We start from the raw sequence: 16,474 nt of genomic DNA, 5'->3' as shown, positions 1-16,474 counted from the left end.
CGCGGATACGGTCGCGACATGTCTGACTGTTACTCACATGCATGTCAGTGCGGGTTATGGCCGGTTGGGCGGAATCCGCTCATGATGCGCCCATGACACCCCATCTGACGCGTCGTCAACTGCTGGGGGCCGGCGCCCTGCAGACCGCCGCCGTCCTCGGTTTCACCCGCATCGGGCTCGGCGCCGCCGCCGCGGTCGAGCCGCCCGCCGCCCGGTACGCCCCCGCCATCGTCGTCGGGTCCGGGTACGGGGCCGCCGTCGCGGCCCTGCGCCTGGGGCAGGCCGGAGTGCGGACCGTCGTCCTCGAAATGGGCCGGCTCTGGAACACGCCCGGGCCCGACGGGAAGGTCTTCCCCTCCACGTCCGCCCCCGACCAGCGCTCCATGTGGTTCCGCAACCGCACCGAGGCCCCGCTCGCCCAGTTCCTCTGGCTCGACGTGGTCAACCGTGACATCAGCCCGTACCCCGGCGTCCTCGACCGGGTGAACTACGACGGCATGTCCGTGTACGTGGGACGCGGGGTGGGCGGAGGCTCGCTCGTCAACGGCGGCATGGCACCCACGCCCCGCCGGTCCTACTTCAGCGAGGTCCTGCCCCGCGTCGACGCCGACGAGATGTACGGCACCTACTACCCCCGCGCCCGCGCCATGCTCGGCGTGGGCGACATCGACCCCGCCTGGTTCGAGTCCACCGAGTGGTACCGCTTCGCCCGGATCTCCCGCAAACACGCCGGCAACACCGGGCTCAGGACCACCTTCGTGCCCAACGTCTACGACTTCGCCTACATGCAGCGCGAAGCGGCCGGCACCGCCACCAGATCCGCCCTCGCGGGCGAGGTCATCTACGGCAACAACCACGGCAAGAAGAGCCTCGACAAGACCTACCTCGCCGCCGCCCTCGGCACCGGCAACGTCACCATCGAAACCCTCCAGCGGGTGGTCGGCGTACGCCGCGATCCGTCCGGCGGGTACGTGCTGACCGTACGCACCATCGACCTGACCGGCCGGGTCACCCAGACCCGCGAACTCGGCTGCGCCCAGCTCTTCCTGGGCGCCGGCAGCCTCGGCACCACCGAGATCCTGCTGCGCGCCCGCGAGACCGGGTCCCTGCCCGAACTGGCGGAGGCGGTCGGCCGCGGCTGGGGCCACAACGGCAACGTCATGACCGCCCGCGCCAACCACCTCTGGGACACCGTGGGCGCGAACCAGGCCACCATGCCCGCCCTCGGGATCGACGACTGGGACAACGCGGCCAACCCGGTCTTCGCCGAGATCGCCCCGCTCCCCATGGGGTTCGAGCACTGGATCTCGATGTACCTGGCCATCACCAAGAACCCCGAACGCGGCCACTTCACGTACGACGCGGCGGCCGACGCGGCCCGGCTCAACTGGACCCGGGACCAGAACGCCCCGTCCGTCGCCGCTGCCAAGAACCTCTTCGACCGCGTGAACCGGGCCAACTTCACGATCTACCGCTACGACCTGTTCGGCGGCAACAGGGCCTTCGCCGACGACTTCACCTACCACCCGCTCGGCGGCTGCGTCCTCGGCGAGGCGACCGACGACTACGGCCGCGCCAAGGGCTACCGGGGGCTGTACGTCGTCGACGGCTCGCTGATCCCCGGCTCGCTCGGCGTGAACCCGTTCGTCACCATCACCACACTCGCCGAGCGGAACATGGCGCGGATCCTGGCGGAGGACCCGCGCTGAGCACCGGGCGCGGGCCCCCTGCGCCCTAGCCCCGGTACAGGGCGTCGATCTCGTGCGCGAAGTCCTTCGCCACCACGTTGCGCTTGAGCTTGAGCGACGGCGTGATGTGGCCCGACTCCTCCGTGAACTGGGAGGCGAGGATGCGGAACTTCCGCACCGATTCCGCCTTGGAGACCGCCGCGTTGCCGTCGTCCACGGCCTGCTGGACGGCGGCGACGAGGTCGGCGTCCTCGCGCAGCTCCGCCGCGGTCACCCCGGCCGGCTTGCCGTGCTCCGCGGCCCACCGGCCGAGGAACTCCTCGTCGATGGTGACCAGCGCGGCCACGAACGGCCTCGCGTCGCCGACCACCATGCACTCCGCGACGAGCGCGTGGGCGCGGATGCGGTCCTCGATCACCGCGGGCGCCACGTTCTTGCCGCCGGCGGTGACGATGAGTTCCTTCTTGCGCCCGGTGATCGAGAGGTAGCCGTCCTCGTCGAGGGTGCCGACGTCGCCGGTGTGGAACCAGCCGTCGGACAGCGCCTCGGCGGTCGCCGCCTCGTTGTTCCAGTAGCCCGTGAAGACGTGCTCGCCGTGCACCAGCACCTCGCCGTCGTCGGCGATGCGCACCACCGAGCCCGGCAGCGGCTGCCCGACCGTACCGATCTTCGTACGGTCCCACGGGTTGAAGGCGGTGGCCGCGCAGGACTCGGTCAGGCCGTAGCCCTCCAGGACCGTGAAGCCGATGCCGCGGAAGAAGTGGCCGAGCCGCTCGCCCAGCGGGGCGCCACCGGAGATCGCGTACTCGCCGCGCCCGCCGAGGACCGTGTGCAGCTTGCTGTAGACCAGCTTGGTGAAGAGCTTGTGCTTGAGCCGCAGTCCGAGGGACGGGCCGCCCGGGGTGTCCAGGGCGCGGCTGTAGGCGATGGCCGTCTCGGCCGCCGCGTCGAAGATCTTGCCCTTGCCGTCGGCCTGGGCCTTGGCGCGCGCCGAGTTGTAGACCTTCTCGAAGACGCGCGGCACCCCGAGGATCAGCGTCGGCTTGAAGGACGCGAGCTCGTCGGTGAGGTTCTTGATGTCCGGTACGCAGCCCAGGCGGATCGGCGCCAGCACGGACGCCACCTCCACCAGGCGCCCGAAGACGTGCGCGGCCGGCAGGAAGAGCAGCACGGAACACTCACCGGTACGGAACAGCGGGCTGAGGCGCTCCACGACGTTGCCGCACTCCGCGAAGAAGTTGCGGTGGGTCAGCACGCAGCCCTTGGGGCGGCCGGTGGTGCCCGAGGTGTAGACGATGGTGGCCGTGTCGTCGGCGTTGGCGAGCGAGCTGCGGCGGTCGACCTCGTCGTCGGAAACATCCGCGCCCGCCGCCTTGAGCGCCTCGAAGGCGCCCTGCTCGATCTCCCAGACCTCGCGCAGCTCCGGCAGCCGGTCGCGCAGGGCGGCCACGGTCGCGCTGTGCCCCGGGCTCTCGGCGATCACCGCGGCGGCGCCGGAGTCCCCGAGGATCCACTGGATCTGCTCGGCCGAGCTGGTCTCGTAGACGGGCACGGTGATGGCGCCCGCGCTCCAGATCGCGAAGTCGAACAGCACCCACTCGTAGCGGGTGCGGGAGATCAGGGCGACGCGCTCGCCGGGCTGGACGCCCGCCGCGATCAGGCCCTTGGCCGCGGTGCGGACCTCGGCCAGGAACTCGGTCGCCGTGACGTCCTGCCACCGGCCGTCGACCTTGCGGCTCATGACGGCGGTATCGGGATGCTGGGCGGCGTTGCGGCGGATGAGATCCGTCAGGTTCCCGTCCGACGGGACCTCGTACAGGGCCGGAAGGCTGAACTCGCGCAAGACTGCTGCTCCTCTGGGCGCCATCGCCACCGTGTGGACCGACCGGACGTTACCCACCGGTAGTGGGTTCACGATAGGGGGAACCGGCCAGATGTTCCGTGCGTCACATGGCGCGGCGGTCCCCTGCCGACAGTAGTCGACCCTGCCGACGACCCGGAAGTAACCGCAGGTCCGGCCGCCTGCGGGGGTGCCCCTACCCGAGGAGCCCGGGCGCCCCTAGGGTGGCGGCATGAGTGGCGGGAAGAGTCGTACGCGGGTCCACGTCGTCAGCGACGTCCACGGCAACACCGAGGCGCTCGCGCGGGCCGGGGACGGCGCCGACGCGCTGATCTGCCTCGGTGACCTCGTCCTTTTCCTCGACTACGCGGACCACTCGCGCGGGATCTTCCCCGACCTGTTCGGCGTCGAGAACGCCCACCGGATCGTGGAGCTGCGCACGCAGCGGCGCTTCGCGGAGGCCCGCGATTTCGGGCGCACGCTGTGGGCCGGGCTGGACCGGGAGCGGCTGATCGAGGGCGCGGTCCGGCGCCAGTACGCGGACATGTTCGCCGCGTTCCCGAGCCCGACGTACGCCACGTACGGCAACGTCGACGTCCCGGGACTGTGGAAGGAGTACGCCGGCCCCGGTACGACCGTGCTCGACGGCCAGCGGGTGGAGATCGGCGGCCGGGTCTTCGGCTTCGTGGGCGGCGGGCTGCCGACGCCGATGCGGACGCCGTACGAGGTGGACGTCGAGGAGTACGCGGTCAAGGTCGAGGCGCTGGGCGAGGTGGACGTGCTGTGCTCGCACATCCCGCCGGAGGTGCCCGAGCTCTGCTACGACACGGTGGCCCGGCGCTTCGAGCGGGGCAGCGAGGCGCTGCTGGCGGCGATCCGGCGGATGCGGCCCAAGTACGCGCTCTTCGGACACGTCCACCAGCCGCTGGCGCGGCGGATGCGGATCGGCGGCACGGAGTGCGTGAACGTCGGTCACTTCGCGGCGACGGGGCGGCCGTGGGCACTGGAGTGGTGAACGGCACCCCTGGGGGCGGCGCACGCGCCGCGGGGTGCCGGGGTCCGCGAGGTGCCGGGGTCCGCGAGGTGCCGGGGTCCGTGAAGTACCGGGGTCCGCGGAGTGGCGGGGTCCGCACGCGCGGTAGCCTTCACCCGGCGGCCGGAGGCCCCCACACACTTGTCGAACTCCCCGGAGGAGCGACCGCGATGGCGGAACACACCAGTTCGAGTATCACGATCGATGCGGCCCCGGCCGACGTCATGGCCGTGATCGCCGACTTCGCCCGCTACCCGGAGTGGACCGGTGAGGTGAAGGAGGCGGAGGTGCTGGCCACCGACGCCCAGGGCCGCGCGGAAAAGGTCCGGCTGCTGCTCGACGCCGGAGCGATCAAGGACGACCACACGCTCGCGTACACCTGGAAGGGCCCGGACGAGGTCAGCTGGACCCTGGACAAGTCGCAGATGCTGCGCCAGCTCGACGGCTCGTACAAGCTGACCCCGGTCGCCGGCGGCACCCGCACCGAGGTGACGTACCAGCTGACGGTGGACGTCAAGATCCCGATGCTGGGCATGATCAAGCGCAAGGCCGAGAAGGTCATCATCGACCGCGCCCTGGCGGGCCTCAAGAAGCGCGTCGAATCGGCCTGACCACCCGTTCCGGCACGACCACTCGTTCGAAGCCCGGGGTGTGGGGCGGAGCCCGGCTCCGCGCGGCCACAGGCACACGACCCGGAGTACCCGCACCATGCGCACACTGCTGATCACCGGACCCGGCGGGGCCGGGCGGACCACCGTGGCCGCCGTCACCTCGGTCGCCGCCGCGCGGGCCGGACGGCGCGTGCTGCTGCTCTCCGGCGACCCCGGCGATCCGCTCGCCGCGCTGGTCGGCCCGGACGTGCGCGGGCTGCGGGTCGCACGGATCGACTCCGGTGAGGAGTTCCGGGCCGAACTCGTCGCCCTCCAGGAACGCGGCGCCACCCTCCTCGGCATGCTCGGCAGCCGGCCCCTGGCCGCCGAGGAACTCACCGAGCTGCCGGGCGCCGAGCAGTTCGCGCTGCTCCGCGCCCTGCGGCGGGCCGCCGTCGCCCCCGACACCGACCTCGTCGTCGTGGACATGCCCCCGCTGCACCAGACGGTGACCACCCTCGCCCTCCCCGCCCAGCTGCGCCGCTACCTGGCCCGGCTGCTCCCCGCCGAACGGCAGGCCGCCCGCGCCCTGCGCCCCGTACTGGCCCAGCTGGCCGGGGTGCCCATGCCGGCCCGGTGGCTCTACGAGGCCGCCGCCCGCTGGGACGAGGAGCTGGCCGCCGTGCAAGCCGTCGTCGAGGCCCCCACGACCGAGGTGCGGCTCGTCGCCGAACCCGGTCCCGGAGCCCACTTGGCGCTGCGCACCGGACGGCTCGGGCTGGCCCTGCACCAGCTGCCGGCCGGGTCCCTCGTCGCGAACCGGACCCTGCCGCAGGACTGCGCCGACCCCTGGCTGGCCGGACTCGCCGCCCAGCAGGAGAAGTACGCCGCCCAGTGGGCCGACGAGCTGCCCGTGGTCCCGCTCCCGCACCTCGGACGCGACCCCGAGGGCCCCGAGGACACGGCCCTGCTCGCGGCCTCCGCCCCCGGCCTCGCTCCGGCCGCCGCCGCGCCCCGCCCGGCCTGGGACGTCGAGGACCGGCGCGCCGGGGACGGCGTGCTCGTCTGGGCGATCCCGCTGCCCGGCGCCCGCAAGGCCGACCTCGACCTGGTCCGGCGCGGGGACGAGCTGCTCCTGGCGGCCGGGCCCTACCGCAGGATCGTTCCGCTGCCCTCCGCGCTGCGCCGCTGCACGGTGTCCGGAGCCGCCCTCGCCGACGGCGTGCTCCGCGTCCGGTTCACCCCGGACCCGCAGCTGTGGCCCCGCGCGCGCTGATTCCCGTACCGCCGTTCGGGTACCGTCGAAGGTAGCCCGTACCGCACATAACGCAGCCGCCGCAGGAGTGTCCGCCATGAGCGAGGCCACCGACCGCACCACCGACGACGACGCCTGGGCCAAGGCCTGCGCCGAGGACCTCGCCGCCGAGAAGGAGCGCCTCCGCGCCGAGCGGGGCGCCGCCGGGGACGACGGGTCCCGCGGCGGGACCGGTACCGCCGCCGAGGAGCTGTTCAAGCTCTTCGAAGCCGTCGCCGACAAGGTCTCCTCCCTGAACAACCCGCTGCTGGGCGCCGCCGCCCAGGGCGCCGTACGCCAGTTCGTCGACCAGGCCAGGACCGCCGTCAAGCCCGTGGTCGAACGCAACCCGGAGGTCTTCGACCACCTCGCCGCCGCGGGTTCCGAGCTGCTCGCCGCCTACCGCTCCGCCGTCGAGGGCCACGAGCGCCGCTGGACGCAGCAGCGGCCGACGCCGCCGCGCGCCGAGCGCGACCCTCGCCGCGACGGCGACGACCCGAGGCACGACGACGACGGGGACACCGGCCCCGGGCCGGGCGAGCGCATCGATCTCGACTGAACCTCCGCCGCGCTCGGGTACGGTTGGCCGTGGCGGGGTTTGACCGGAAACCGAGGGACTAATGGGACTCACCATCGGCGTCGACATCGGCGGCACGAAGATCGCGGCCGGCGTGGTCGACGAAGAGGGCACCATCCTTGAGACGTACAAGGTGCCCACCCCGCCGACCCCGGACGGCGTGACCGACGCGATCTGCACCGCAGTGTCCGAAGTCAGCAGCAACCACAGCATCGACGCGGTGGGCATCGGCGCCGCCGGGTACGTGGACGACAAGCGCGCCACCGTACTCTTCGCCCCCAACATCAACTGGCGGCACGAGCCGCTCAAGGACAAGGTCGAGCAGCGCATCGGCCTCCCCGTCGTCGTCGAGAACGACGCGAACTGCGCGGCCTGGGGCGAGTACCGCTTCGGTGCTGGCCAGGGCCACGACGACGTCATCTGCATCACCCTCGGCACGGGCCTCGGCGGCGGCATCATCATCGGGAACAAGCTGCGGCGCGGGCGCTTCGGCGTCGCCGCCGAATTCGGGCACATCCGGGTCGTCCCGGACGGCCTGCTGTGCGGGTGCGGGAGCCAGGGCTGCTGGGAGCAGTATGCCTCCGGGCGCGCGCTGGTCCGGTACGCGAAGCAGCGGGCCAAGGCGACGCCCGAGAACGCGACGATCCTGCTCGGGCTCGGCGACGGCACCCCCGACGGCATCGAGGGCAAGCACATCAGCCAGGCGGCCCGGCAGGGCTGCCCGGTGGCCGTCGACTCCTTCCGCGAGCTGGCCCGCTGGGCCGGGGCGGGGCTCGCCGACCTGGCGTCGCTGTTCGACCCGTCGGCGTTCATCGTCGGCGGCGGCGTCTCCGACGAGGGGGACCTCGTGCTCGACCCGATCCGCAAGTCCTTCAAGCGCTGGCTGATCGGCGGCGCCTGGCGTCCGCACGCGCAGGTGCTGGCCGCGCAGCTCGGCGGCAAGGCCGGACTGGTCGGCGCGGCGGACCTGGCCCGCCAGGGCTGACCGCGACCGGCATGTGCAGCTGCCCGCCGCGCCCCCTGGGGGAGCGGCGGGCAGCTGCGTAGGGTGGGGAAGCATGGAGCTGCCTTCGCTGTCGGCCTCGCTGCCGAAGTCCCTTACGGAGCCCGACGGTTCCGCCGTGATCCGGGTGCTCAGCTACAACGTGCGCTCGCTGCGCGACGATGAGGAAGCGCTGGTCCGGGTGATCCGGGCGTGTGAGCCGGACCTGGTGTTCGTGCAGGAGGCGCCGCTGTTCTTCCGGTGGCGCAAGCACGCGGCGCGACTGGCCTCGAAGTGCGATCTGGTAGTGCTGAGCGGGGGCGGGAGCGCAGCCGGCCCGCTCCTGCTCTGCTCGCTACGGGCCTTCGTGGAGCGCACCGAGGACGTGCTCCTGCCGCTGACGCCTGGGCTGCACCGGCGGGGCTTCGCGACGGCCGTCGTACGGTTCGGGACGGCGGTGCGGGTGGGGGTGGTCAGCGCGCACCTGTCGCTGGACGCGGGGGAGCGGGCGGCGCAGGCGGAGATGCTGCTGGAACGGGTGCGGTCACTGGACACCCCGTACGCGATCGCGGCGGGCGACGTGAACGAGACCCCGGACGGGCCGGCGTTCCGACGGCTGGCGTCGGCGATGCAGGACGGCTGGGCGGTGGCGCCGTGGGGCGGGGAGCACACGTTCTCCCGCTCCGGGGCGGCGCGCCGCATCGACGCGGTGTTCGCGTCGCCGGGCGTGGAAGTCCTGGCCTGCGGCGTCCCCCTCCACCTTCCGGGCATCACCCAGCCCGACCTCGAGGCGGCCACGGACCACCTCCCGGTCCTGGCCGCCCTCCGCCTTCGTCCTTCCTGACGGGTCCCTCGCACGTCTCGGCGCCAGGGCGCCTCCCCGGCGCCGCACCGCTACGACGAACTCCGCCCGCCGCCCTGCGTGGCGCTCCGCCCGGGGCCGGCACCTCGAACGCCGGCGGGGCTGGTTCGTGCGGGCCGCCTGCGCAAGCGCACCGGCACCGAGACGGGCGGGCGGCGCGTGAAGAAGGGGTCACACCACGGCGCCGCGGCCGGGGTCGTCGGGGGCGTCGTCATCGTGGGCCATGCGGGCCACCAGGGTGGCGAAGCCGCCCAGGAAACCGCCGATGCCGAGGGTGGTCAGCCACCAGGTCATCTCCCACTGCAGCAGCACCGCCAGCAGCAGCAGGACCGGGCCGCCCACCACCGCCAGCCAGGCGAACTTCGCCGTGGTGTCGGCCGGCGGGAGCTCCGGCTCCGGCGGGACGAAGTGGCCCTCGCCGTCGCCGTCCTCCGGCTCCGCCGGGGTGTGGTCGCGGGGGCCCGGGGGCGGGCTCAGGGTCACGCCCGGGGCGAAGACCACCGAGCCGCCCAGGGGCTTGTCCGGCTTCGGCTCGGGCTCCCGCTCCGGCTGGACGTCCTCCTCCGGCAGCATCAGGTTCTCGATGGGCCGGAACGGTCTGGATCCCGGCGGGTCCGGCGGTTCCTGCCCGTACCCGGCGACGATCGCCGCCCACGCCGCCTCCTCGTCCAACGGGGGCACGCCCCCAGACGACTCCTCGTGCTCAGCCACCGCTGGCCGCCCCCTCCCTGCCGACGCTCTTCGCGAGCCGCCCGACGAACGCATAGCTGTCCGCGAAGATCCGCTCCGCGTCATGGTCCAACGTCGCGACGTGGTAGCTCTGTTCCAGCAGGGTCTCCGTCACGTCCGTGGACGAGATGCGGGCCAGGATCCGCGCCGAGTCCACGGGCGGTACGACATGGTCCTGCGGGCTGTGCAGCAGCAGAACCGGCTGGGTCACCTGCGGCAGTTCGGTGTCGACCAGCCGGAAGAACCGGCGCAGCGAGTGCGCGGCCCGCGTCGGCACCCGGTCGTACCCGACCTCCGCCGATCCCGGCTTCGCGATGTCGCTCGCGATGCCGGGCGTCGAGCGGATGAAGTGCTGCGCCACCGGCAGCGCGAAGGCCAGCGGGTCGTGCACCTTGTTGGCGGGGTTGACCAGGACGAGCCCGCTGATCGACTCCCCGTGCTTCGCCGCCAGCCGCAGGCTCAGCGCCCCGCCCATCGACAGCCCGAACACGAACACCTGCTCGCACCGGTCCAGCAGCTCCCGCAGCGCGCGGTCGACCTCGGCGTACCAGTCCTGCCAGCCCGTGAGCTGCATGTCCTGCCACCGCGTCCCGTGCCCGGGCAGCAGCGGCAGCGACACCGTGAGCCCGCGCTCGGCCAGGTACTCGGCCCAGGGGCGGAGCGACTGCGGGGAACCGGTGAAGCCGTGGCAGAGAAGCACGCCGACCGGGCCGCCCTCGTGGCGGAACGGCTCTGCTCCAAGGAGGACGGGCACCAGGGACTCCTTTGTAAGGGCGGGGGGTACGAGGGGTACGTAGCGCTGTGTGACTTCACCGTACGCGACCGCGGTGACACCGACCAGGGTCGTCGGGCCGCTCCTGCGGCAGCCAGGGGTTAAGGTCTGTTCGACAGACACAGGAAGGCTTTCGAGTTGATCTACGGCGCAATGAAGTTCTCCATCGGCGGTTCACTGAAGCTCGCATTCAGGCCGTGGGTGGAGGGCCTCGAGAACATCCCCGCGGAGGGGCCGGCGATCCTCGCGAGCAACCACCTGTCCTTCTCCGACTCCTTCTTCCTGCCCGCCGTACTGGACCGGAAGGTGACCTTCATCGCGAAGGCGGAGTACTTCACCTCCCCCGGCGTCAAGGGCAAGCTGACTGCCGCCTTCTTCAAGGGCGTCGGCCAGCTCCCGGTGGACCGGTCCGGCGCACGCGGAGCCGGCGAGGCCGCCATCAAGAGCGGCATCGAGGTCATCGAGCGCGGTGAGCTGTTCGGTATCTACCCCGAGGGAACGCGTTCACCCGACGGCCGCCTCTACCGCGGCAAGCCCGGCGGGCTCGCCCGGGTCGCTCTCGCCACCGGCGCCCCGGTGATCCCGGTGGCGATGATCGACACCGAGAAGATCCAGCCGCCCGGCAAGGTGGTGCCCAAGCTGATGCGCCCGGGCATCCGGATCGGCAAGCCGCTCGATTTCAGCCGCTACCGCGGCATGGAGAACGACCGCTTCATCCTCCGCTCGGTGACCGACGAGGTCATGTACGAGATCATGAAGCTTTCCGGTCAGGAATACGTGGACATCTACGCGACGGCCGCCAAGCGGCAGATCGCCGACGCGGAGAAGGCCGCCAAGGCGGTCAAGGAGTAGGAACGGGCGGGGGCCCCGGCGCCCGCCCGCGCGGGGGGTGGGGGAGATGGCGAAACGCGAGCGGGTCGTACGCATGTCGGTCGAGCAGCCGCTGTGGCGCGCCCTGACCGTCTACCGGCTCCTCACCATGGTCTACGCGGTGCTGCTGTTCCTCTGCGCGTACAGGGAGTTCGCGCGGCCGGCGGTCGCGGTGGGCTACCTCGCCGTGCTCGCCGTCTGGACCGTGGCCACCTACCGCAGCGTCGCGAGCGCCGCCCGCTGCACCAAGCGGTTCCTCGGCGCCGACCTCACCGTCGCGCTCGCCGGCATCCTGCTCACCGCGCTCGCCGACACGCACGCGCGCATCGGCGCCGGAGGTCCCACCCTCCCCAGCATCTGGACGGCCGGTTCGGTCCTCGCCTTCGCCCTCAAGGGCGGCTGGCGCTGGGCCGGTTTCGCCTCCACGCCCGTGGCCGTCGCCAACATCGTCATCCACGGCGGTGACCCGACCCGCGACACCCTGCACAACGTACTGCTCGTCTGGGTGGCCTCCATCGCCATCGGCTACGTGGTCGAGGTCGCCCGCGCCAGCGAGGCCACCCTCGCCCGCGCCCTGGAGATCGAAGCGGCGACCCGCGAGCGCGAGCGCCTCGCCCGCGACATCCACGACGGGGTCCTCCAGGTACTCGCCATGGTCCAGCGGCGCGGCAGCGAACTCGGCGGCGAGGCGGCGGAACTCGGCAGGATGGCCGGCGAGCAGGAGGTGGCGCTGCGCACCCTGGTCTCCAGCGGGCTCGTACCCGCCTCCCGGGTCTCCCGGGACCAGTCGCTGGGCGCGCTCGTGGACGCGTACGAGGTCGAGGAGCCGGGCGCCGACGAGGGGGAGCTGGACCTGCGGACCCTGCTCGCCCCGCACGCCGGGTCCCGGGTGAGCTTCGCCGAGCCGGGCGGCCCCGTGCCGCTGCCCGCGCCCGCCGCCCGCGAGCTGGCGGGGGCCGTCGGCGCCGCCCTGGACAACGTGCGCAAGCACGCGGGGGAGGGGGCCCGGGCCTGGATCCTGGTCGAGGACTGGGGCGACGAGGTGATCGTCACCGTTCGCGACGACGGCCCCGGCATCCCGGCCGGCCGGCTCGACCAGGCGGAGGGCGAGGGGCGGATGGGCGTGGCGCTGTCGATCCGGGGCCGGCTGCGGGACCTCGGCGGCACCGCCGAGCTGGTGTCCGTCCCGGGACAGGGCACCGAAGTGGAACTGAAAGTACCGAGGGGGAGAACCCAGTGACCGAGCCGAACGAGATCAAGGTGATGGTCGTCGACGACCACCCGATGTGGCGCGACGCGGTCGCCCGCGACCTGGCCGCCGCCGGGTTCGACGTCGTCGCCACCGCCGGGGACGGCCCGGAAGCGGTCCGCCGGGCCGTCCCCGCCGCCCCGCACGTCCTGGTCCTCGACCTCAACCTGCCCGGCATGCCGGGGGTGCAGGTCTGCAAGGAGCTGGTCGGCGCCAACCCGGCGCTGCGCGTCCTCGTCCTGTCCGCCAGCGGTGAGCACGCCGACGTCCTGGAGGCCGTCAAGTCGGGTGCGACGGGCTACCTGTTGAAGTCGGCCGGCGCGCAGGAGCTGATCGACGCGGTCCGCCGCACCGCGGCCGGCGACCCGGTCTTCACCCCGGGCCTCGCGGGCCTGGTCCTCGGCGAGTACCGGCGCCTGGCCACCGATCCGGCACCGGCCGCCGCCGAGGGGCCGAAGGCCCCGCAGCTCACCGAGCGCGAGACCGAGGTGCTGCGGCTCGTGGCCAAGGGGCTGTCGTACAAGCAGATCGCGGAGCGGCTGGTCATCTCCCACCGCACCGTGCAGAACCACGTCCAGAACACCCTGGGCAAGCTCCAGTTGCACAACCGGGTGGAGCTCGTCCGGTACGCCATAGAGCGCGGCCTGGACGACGCGTAACCGCGGTCGTACGTCGTACTTACGTCCTCGTACGAGTGAACGGGTGTACGCAACGCCCCGCGATTCCACCGGAATTGACGCATCCGAGGCCCTTGTTGTGACCTGAGTCACCACTAGCGTGGCCGTCATGCGGGCCCCGCGCCCCCAGCGGGCCCTGTGGCGAAGGGAAATTCCATGAAGGTCGGAGTGCTGACGGGCGGCGGCGACTGCCCGGGGCTCAACGCGGTCATCCGGGGCGTCGTGCGCAAGGGCGTCCAGGAGTACGGTTACCGGTTCGTCGGGTTCAAGGACGGCTGGCGCGGGCCGGTCGAAGGGGACACCGTCCCCCTCGACATCGCCGCGGTACGCGGGATCCTCCCGCGCGGCGGGACCATCCTCGGCTCCTCGCGCACCAACCCGTTCAAGCAGGAGAACGGCGTCCGGCGGATCAAGGAGAACCTCGCCAAGTACGAGGTCGAGGCACTCGTCGCGATCGGCGGCGAGGACACGTTGGGCGTGGCGGCGCGGCTGTTCGAGGAGTACGGCGTCCCGTGCGTCGGGGTACCGAAGACCATCGACAACGACCTGTCGGCCACGGACTACACCTTCGGCTTCGACACCGCCGTCGGCATCGCCACCGAGGCCATCGACCGGCTGCACACCACGGCCGAGTCCCACATGCGGGTGCTGGTCGTCGAGGTGATGGGGCGCCACGCGGGCTGGATCGCCCTGCACTCGGGCCTGGCGGGCGGGGCGAACGTCATCCTCATCCCCGAGCAGCGCTTCGACATGGACAAGGTGTGCGCCTGGGTGACCTCCCGCTTCAAGTCGAGCTACGCGCCGATCGTGGTCGTCGCGGAGGGCGCGATGCCGAAGGACGGGGAGATGGTCCTCAAGGACGCCACGAAGGACTCCTTCGGACACGTCCGGCTGTCGGGCGTCGGCGAGTGGCTGGCCAAGGAGATCGAGGCGCGGACCGGCAAGGAGGCCCGTACGACGGTGCTCGGCCACATCCAGCGCGGCGGCACGCCCAGCGCCTTCGACCGCTGGCTCGCCACCCGTTTCGGGCTGCACGCCGTCGACGCGGTGCGCGACGGTGACTTCGGCAAGATGGTCGCCCTCAAGGGCACCGACATCGTCCGGGTCCCGATCATCGAGGCCACCTCGAAGCTCAAGACGGTGGACCCGGCGCTGTACGAGGAGGCGGGCGTCTTCTTCGGCTGACCCGCCGCCCCGGGCCCCGCACCCGGAAGTCGGGGGTGCGGGTGGGCGCCCGGTGGGCGCGGCCGGCCGCGGCGGCGGGCTCGTCGCCGCCGTCGGCGGAGCGCCGGGCAGCTTCCCCGTCTTCCCGGCGGGCCCGGCCCCGGCCGGGGTGGTCTCGCCGCCAGGACCGCCCGCCCCGTCCTGGCCCGCCGGTGGGGGCGGTGGGCCAGGACGGGCGGTGAGCGGGGTCTACGCGGGGGTGGTGGAGCGGATGGAGGTCAGGAGACCGGTCAGGAGGTGTGCGCCGCGGAGGGTCAGGACCGACTCCGGGTGGAACTGGACCCCCGCGAAGCCCGACGCCGAGCGCAGGGCGTGCACCTCACCGCTCGCGGGGTCCCGGGCGACCTCGATCCCGCGCGCCGAGAGCCGCGCCGCATCCGCGGCCGAGCACCGCGCCGTGTACGTGTTGTAGAAGCCGACCACCTCCGGGTCCCCGAACAGGTCGATCCGCGTCTGCGCCCCCTGGGCCGGCTCCGCCTTGCGCACCAGAGGCAGCCCCAGCTCGGCGGCCAGCAGCTCATGGCCCAGGCAGACCCCGAGCAGGCCGCCCCGGTGGCCGGCCAGGAGGTCCGCCGCCAGGGCGCGCAGCACCCGCATCTTGGGATCCTGGGGATCCGCCGGGTTCCCCGGGCCGGGGCCCAGGACGACGGGGCCCTCCCAGGCCAGGGCCGCCGCCCGCAGCCCCGGGTCGTCGAAGCGGCGTACGGTCACCTCCAGCCCGGTCACCCTCAGGACGTGGGCCAGCATCGCCGTGAAGGTGTCCTCACCGTCGACGACCAGCGCGTGGCCCGACGCCGCCGCCGGCCGGTCCTGCATCCGCAGCCAGAACGGCGCCAGGTCCTCGCGCCGGGCCGCGAGCGCCGCCCGCACCCGGGGATCGGCGCCGAGTCCGGCCGCCGCGGGCTCCGGGCGGGGCGCCGCCGGGCGGACCCCGAGGGCCGCCAGCACGCCCGCCGCCTTGGCGTGGGTCTCGGCCACCTCGCCCGCCGGGTCGGAGTGCCGCACCAGCGTCGCCCCGACCGGTACGCGCAGGGTCCCGTCCGGCGCGATGTCGGCGGTGCGGATCAGGATGGGGGAGTCCAGGGTCTGCGTCCCCGCGGCGTCCCGGCCCAGCAGCGCGAGGGCCCCCGCGTAGTAGCCGCGGCCGCCGCTCTCGTACCGCTCGATCACCCGGCAGGCGTTCTGGACGGGCGAACCCGTCACCGTCGCCGCGAACATCGTCTCGCGCAGCACCTCCCGCACGTCCAGCGAGGAGCGTCCGCGCAGCTCGTACTCGGTGTGCGCGAGGTGCGACATCTCCTTGAGCCGGGGCCCGACGACGACGCCGCCCATGTCCCCGACCGTGCACATCATCTTGAGCTCCTCGTCGACCACCATCGACAGCTCCTCGGTCTCCTTGCGGTCGCCGAGGAACGCGAGGAGGGACTCGGCCGTGGGCCCCCCGGCCGGGTACCGGTACGTCCCGCTGATCGGGTTCATCACGACCGTCCCGCCCGACATCCGCACGTGCACCTCCGGGCTGGCGCCGACCAGGGTGCGCTCGCCGGTGTGGACCACGTACGTCCAGTACGCGCCCCGCTCGCCCAGCAGCAGCCGCCGGAACAGGGCGAGCGCGTCGGCGCGCCCGAAGCCGTGGATCCGGCCCTCGTAGGTGCGCCGGATGACGAAGTTCGCGCCCTCGCCGCGCCCGATCTCGTCCCGGATCACCCGCTCCACCGTGGCGGCGTACTCCTCGTCGGGGACGTCGAAGCCGCCGCCCCCGACGCGCACCGCGTGGCACGGCAGCGCGGCCAGCGCCTCGGCGAGCGGGACCTCGTAAGCCTCCTCGGCGGCCAGCACGCTCAGGGGGGTCCCGTCGTCGTGTACGTCGAACCCGCGCTCGCGGATCTGCCGGAACGGCACCAGGGCAAGGGTGGGCAGCTCCCGTACGGGCAGGTCGGCGAGGTGTCCGGCCTCGTGGACCGGGCCGATCAGCACCTCGACGGTGTCGTGGTCGCGGCCGGGGGTCCGGCGGCGCAACAGGGCGAACGGCGGGCAGGACTCGTCCAGCAGGCGGCTGAGGTCCGTGGTCATGGGGGTGGGCGTCC

General features: G+C 72.9%; 15 protein-coding genes. 11 read left to right on the top strand and 4 right to left on the bottom strand.

What is annotated here, in order from left to right; genetic code table 11:
- Positions 1–92: 92 nt before the first annotated feature.
- A complete protein-coding gene (locus tag IE207_RS01610) occupies positions 93–1,709 on the top strand; it encodes a GMC oxidoreductase (protein ID WP_229873232.1) in 1,617 nt (538 codons plus the stop codon).
- A gap of 25 nt (positions 1,710–1,734) precedes the next feature.
- Here IE207_RS01610 and IE207_RS01605 read toward each other — a convergent pair whose 3' ends face one another.
- On the bottom strand, positions 1,735–3,531 hold the full coding sequence (locus tag IE207_RS01605; protein ID WP_190182170.1) for an AMP-dependent synthetase/ligase: 1,797 nt from the start codon (positions 3,529–3,531) through the stop codon (positions 1,735–1,737).
- 229 nt (positions 3,532–3,760) lie between these two features.
- Between IE207_RS01605 and IE207_RS01600 the strand changes: the two genes are divergently transcribed.
- From IE207_RS01600 to IE207_RS01575, 6 genes are all read left to right on the top strand, one after another.
- Complete coding sequence (locus IE207_RS01600; RefSeq protein WP_190182169.1) at positions 3,761–4,543, top strand: metallophosphoesterase family protein; 783 nt, start codon at positions 3,761–3,763, stop codon at positions 4,541–4,543.
- Between the two features lie 188 nt (positions 4,544–4,731).
- On the top strand, positions 4,732–5,172 hold the full coding sequence (locus IE207_RS01595; RefSeq protein WP_190182168.1) for an SRPBCC family protein: 441 nt from the start codon (positions 4,732–4,734) through the stop codon (positions 5,170–5,172).
- A gap of 97 nt (positions 5,173–5,269) precedes the next feature.
- A complete protein-coding gene (locus tag IE207_RS01590; protein ID WP_190182167.1) occupies positions 5,270–6,427 on the top strand; it encodes an ArsA family ATPase in 1,158 nt (385 codons plus the stop codon).
- Between the two features lie 76 nt (positions 6,428–6,503).
- A complete protein-coding gene (locus IE207_RS01585; protein WP_190182166.1) occupies positions 6,504–7,004 on the top strand; it encodes a DUF5304 domain-containing protein in 501 nt (166 codons plus the stop codon).
- Between the two features lie 61 nt (positions 7,005–7,065).
- The gene (locus IE207_RS01580) at positions 7,066–8,007 is read left to right on the top strand and encodes an ROK family glucokinase (RefSeq protein WP_190182165.1); all 942 of its coding nucleotides are present in this window, start codon (positions 7,066–7,068) and stop codon (positions 8,005–8,007) included.
- 73 nt (positions 8,008–8,080) lie between these two features.
- Complete coding sequence (locus tag IE207_RS01575; protein WP_190182164.1) at positions 8,081–8,848, top strand: endonuclease/exonuclease/phosphatase family protein; 768 nt, start codon at positions 8,081–8,083, stop codon at positions 8,846–8,848.
- 189 nt (positions 8,849–9,037) lie between these two features.
- Here the strand turns inward: IE207_RS01575 and IE207_RS01570 are convergent, their stop codons facing one another.
- A complete protein-coding gene (locus IE207_RS01570; protein WP_190182163.1) occupies positions 9,038–9,631 on the bottom strand; it encodes a hypothetical protein in 594 nt (197 codons plus the stop codon).
- The gene (locus IE207_RS01565; RefSeq protein ID WP_190182162.1) at positions 9,570–10,349 is read right to left on the bottom strand and encodes an alpha/beta hydrolase; all 780 of its coding nucleotides are present in this window, start codon (positions 10,347–10,349) and stop codon (positions 9,570–9,572) included. Before IE207_RS01565 ends, IE207_RS01570 begins: the two co-directional genes overlap by 62 nt.
- A 171-nt stretch (positions 10,350–10,520) precedes the next feature.
- Here IE207_RS01565 and IE207_RS01560 point away from each other — a divergent pair, with 171 nt between their 5' ends.
- From IE207_RS01560 to IE207_RS01545, 4 genes are all read left to right on the top strand, one after another.
- Positions 10,521–11,219: a lysophospholipid acyltransferase family protein gene (locus tag IE207_RS01560; RefSeq protein WP_190182729.1), complete on the top strand. Its 699-nt coding sequence runs from the start codon at positions 10,521–10,523 to the stop codon at positions 11,217–11,219.
- Between the two features lie 46 nt (positions 11,220–11,265).
- Positions 11,266–12,477: a MacS family sensor histidine kinase gene (gene macS, locus IE207_RS01555; RefSeq protein ID WP_190182161.1), complete on the top strand. Its 1,212-nt coding sequence runs from the start codon at positions 11,266–11,268 to the stop codon at positions 12,475–12,477.
- 23 nt (positions 12,478–12,500) lie between these two features.
- Entirely contained in the window at positions 12,501–13,145 is a 645-nt protein-coding gene (locus tag IE207_RS01550) for a response regulator (RefSeq protein ID WP_190182728.1), read from the top strand.
- A gap of 174 nt (positions 13,146–13,319) precedes the next feature.
- Positions 13,320–14,348, top strand: coding sequence for a 6-phosphofructokinase (locus IE207_RS01545; protein ID WP_190182160.1), 1,029 nt, complete (start codon positions 13,320–13,322; stop codon positions 14,346–14,348).
- Between the two features lie 228 nt (positions 14,349–14,576).
- Here IE207_RS01545 and IE207_RS01540 read toward each other — a convergent pair whose 3' ends face one another.
- Positions 14,577–16,460: an anthranilate synthase family protein gene (locus IE207_RS01540; RefSeq protein WP_190182159.1), complete on the bottom strand. Its 1,884-nt coding sequence runs from the start codon at positions 16,458–16,460 to the stop codon at positions 14,577–14,579.
- Positions 16,461–16,474: the final 14 nt, after the last annotated feature.

Source organism: Streptomyces cirratus, from assembly GCF_014650775.1.
Taxonomy (GTDB): domain Bacteria; phylum Actinomycetota; class Actinomycetes; order Streptomycetales; family Streptomycetaceae; genus Streptomyces; species Streptomyces cirratus.
Note: the sequence above shows the minus strand (reverse complement) of the source record. Positions and strands in the feature narration are given on the sequence as shown.

Bases quoted from the DNA above. Each gene is read 5' to 3' on its own strand.
- IE207_RS01570 (WP_190182163.1), bottom strand. From the start codon at position 9,631: ATGCGTTCGTCGGGCGGCTCGCGAAGAGCGTCGGCAGGGAGGGGGCGG.
- IE207_RS01610 (WP_229873232.1), top strand. From the start codon at position 93: ATGACACCCCATCTGACGCGTCGTCAACTGCTGGGGGCCGGCGCCCTG.
- IE207_RS01575 (WP_190182164.1), top strand. From the start codon at position 8,081: ATGGAGCTGCCTTCGCTGTCGGCCTCGCTGCCGAAGTCCCTTACGGAG.
- IE207_RS01600 (WP_190182169.1), top strand. From the start codon at position 3,761: ATGAGTGGCGGGAAGAGTCGTACGCGGGTCCACGTCGTCAGCGACGTC.
- IE207_RS01585 (WP_190182166.1), top strand. From the start codon at position 6,504: ATGAGCGAGGCCACCGACCGCACCACCGACGACGACGCCTGGGCCAAG.
- IE207_RS01590 (WP_190182167.1), top strand. From the start codon at position 5,270: ATGCGCACACTGCTGATCACCGGACCCGGCGGGGCCGGGCGGACCACC.
- IE207_RS01580 (WP_190182165.1), top strand. From the start codon at position 7,066: ATGGGACTCACCATCGGCGTCGACATCGGCGGCACGAAGATCGCGGCC.
- macS (WP_190182161.1), top strand. From the start codon at position 11,266: ATGGCGAAACGCGAGCGGGTCGTACGCATGTCGGTCGAGCAGCCGCTG.
- IE207_RS01595 (WP_190182168.1), top strand. From the start codon at position 4,732: ATGGCGGAACACACCAGTTCGAGTATCACGATCGATGCGGCCCCGGCC.
- IE207_RS01550 (WP_190182728.1), top strand. From the start codon at position 12,501: ATGGTCGTCGACGACCACCCGATGTGGCGCGACGCGGTCGCCCGCGAC.
- IE207_RS01560 (WP_190182729.1), top strand. From the start codon at position 10,521: ATGAAGTTCTCCATCGGCGGTTCACTGAAGCTCGCATTCAGGCCGTGG.
- IE207_RS01540 (WP_190182159.1), bottom strand. From the start codon at position 16,460: ATGACCACGGACCTCAGCCGCCTGCTGGACGAGTCCTGCCCGCCGTTC.
- IE207_RS01545 (WP_190182160.1), top strand. From the start codon at position 13,320: ATGAAGGTCGGAGTGCTGACGGGCGGCGGCGACTGCCCGGGGCTCAAC.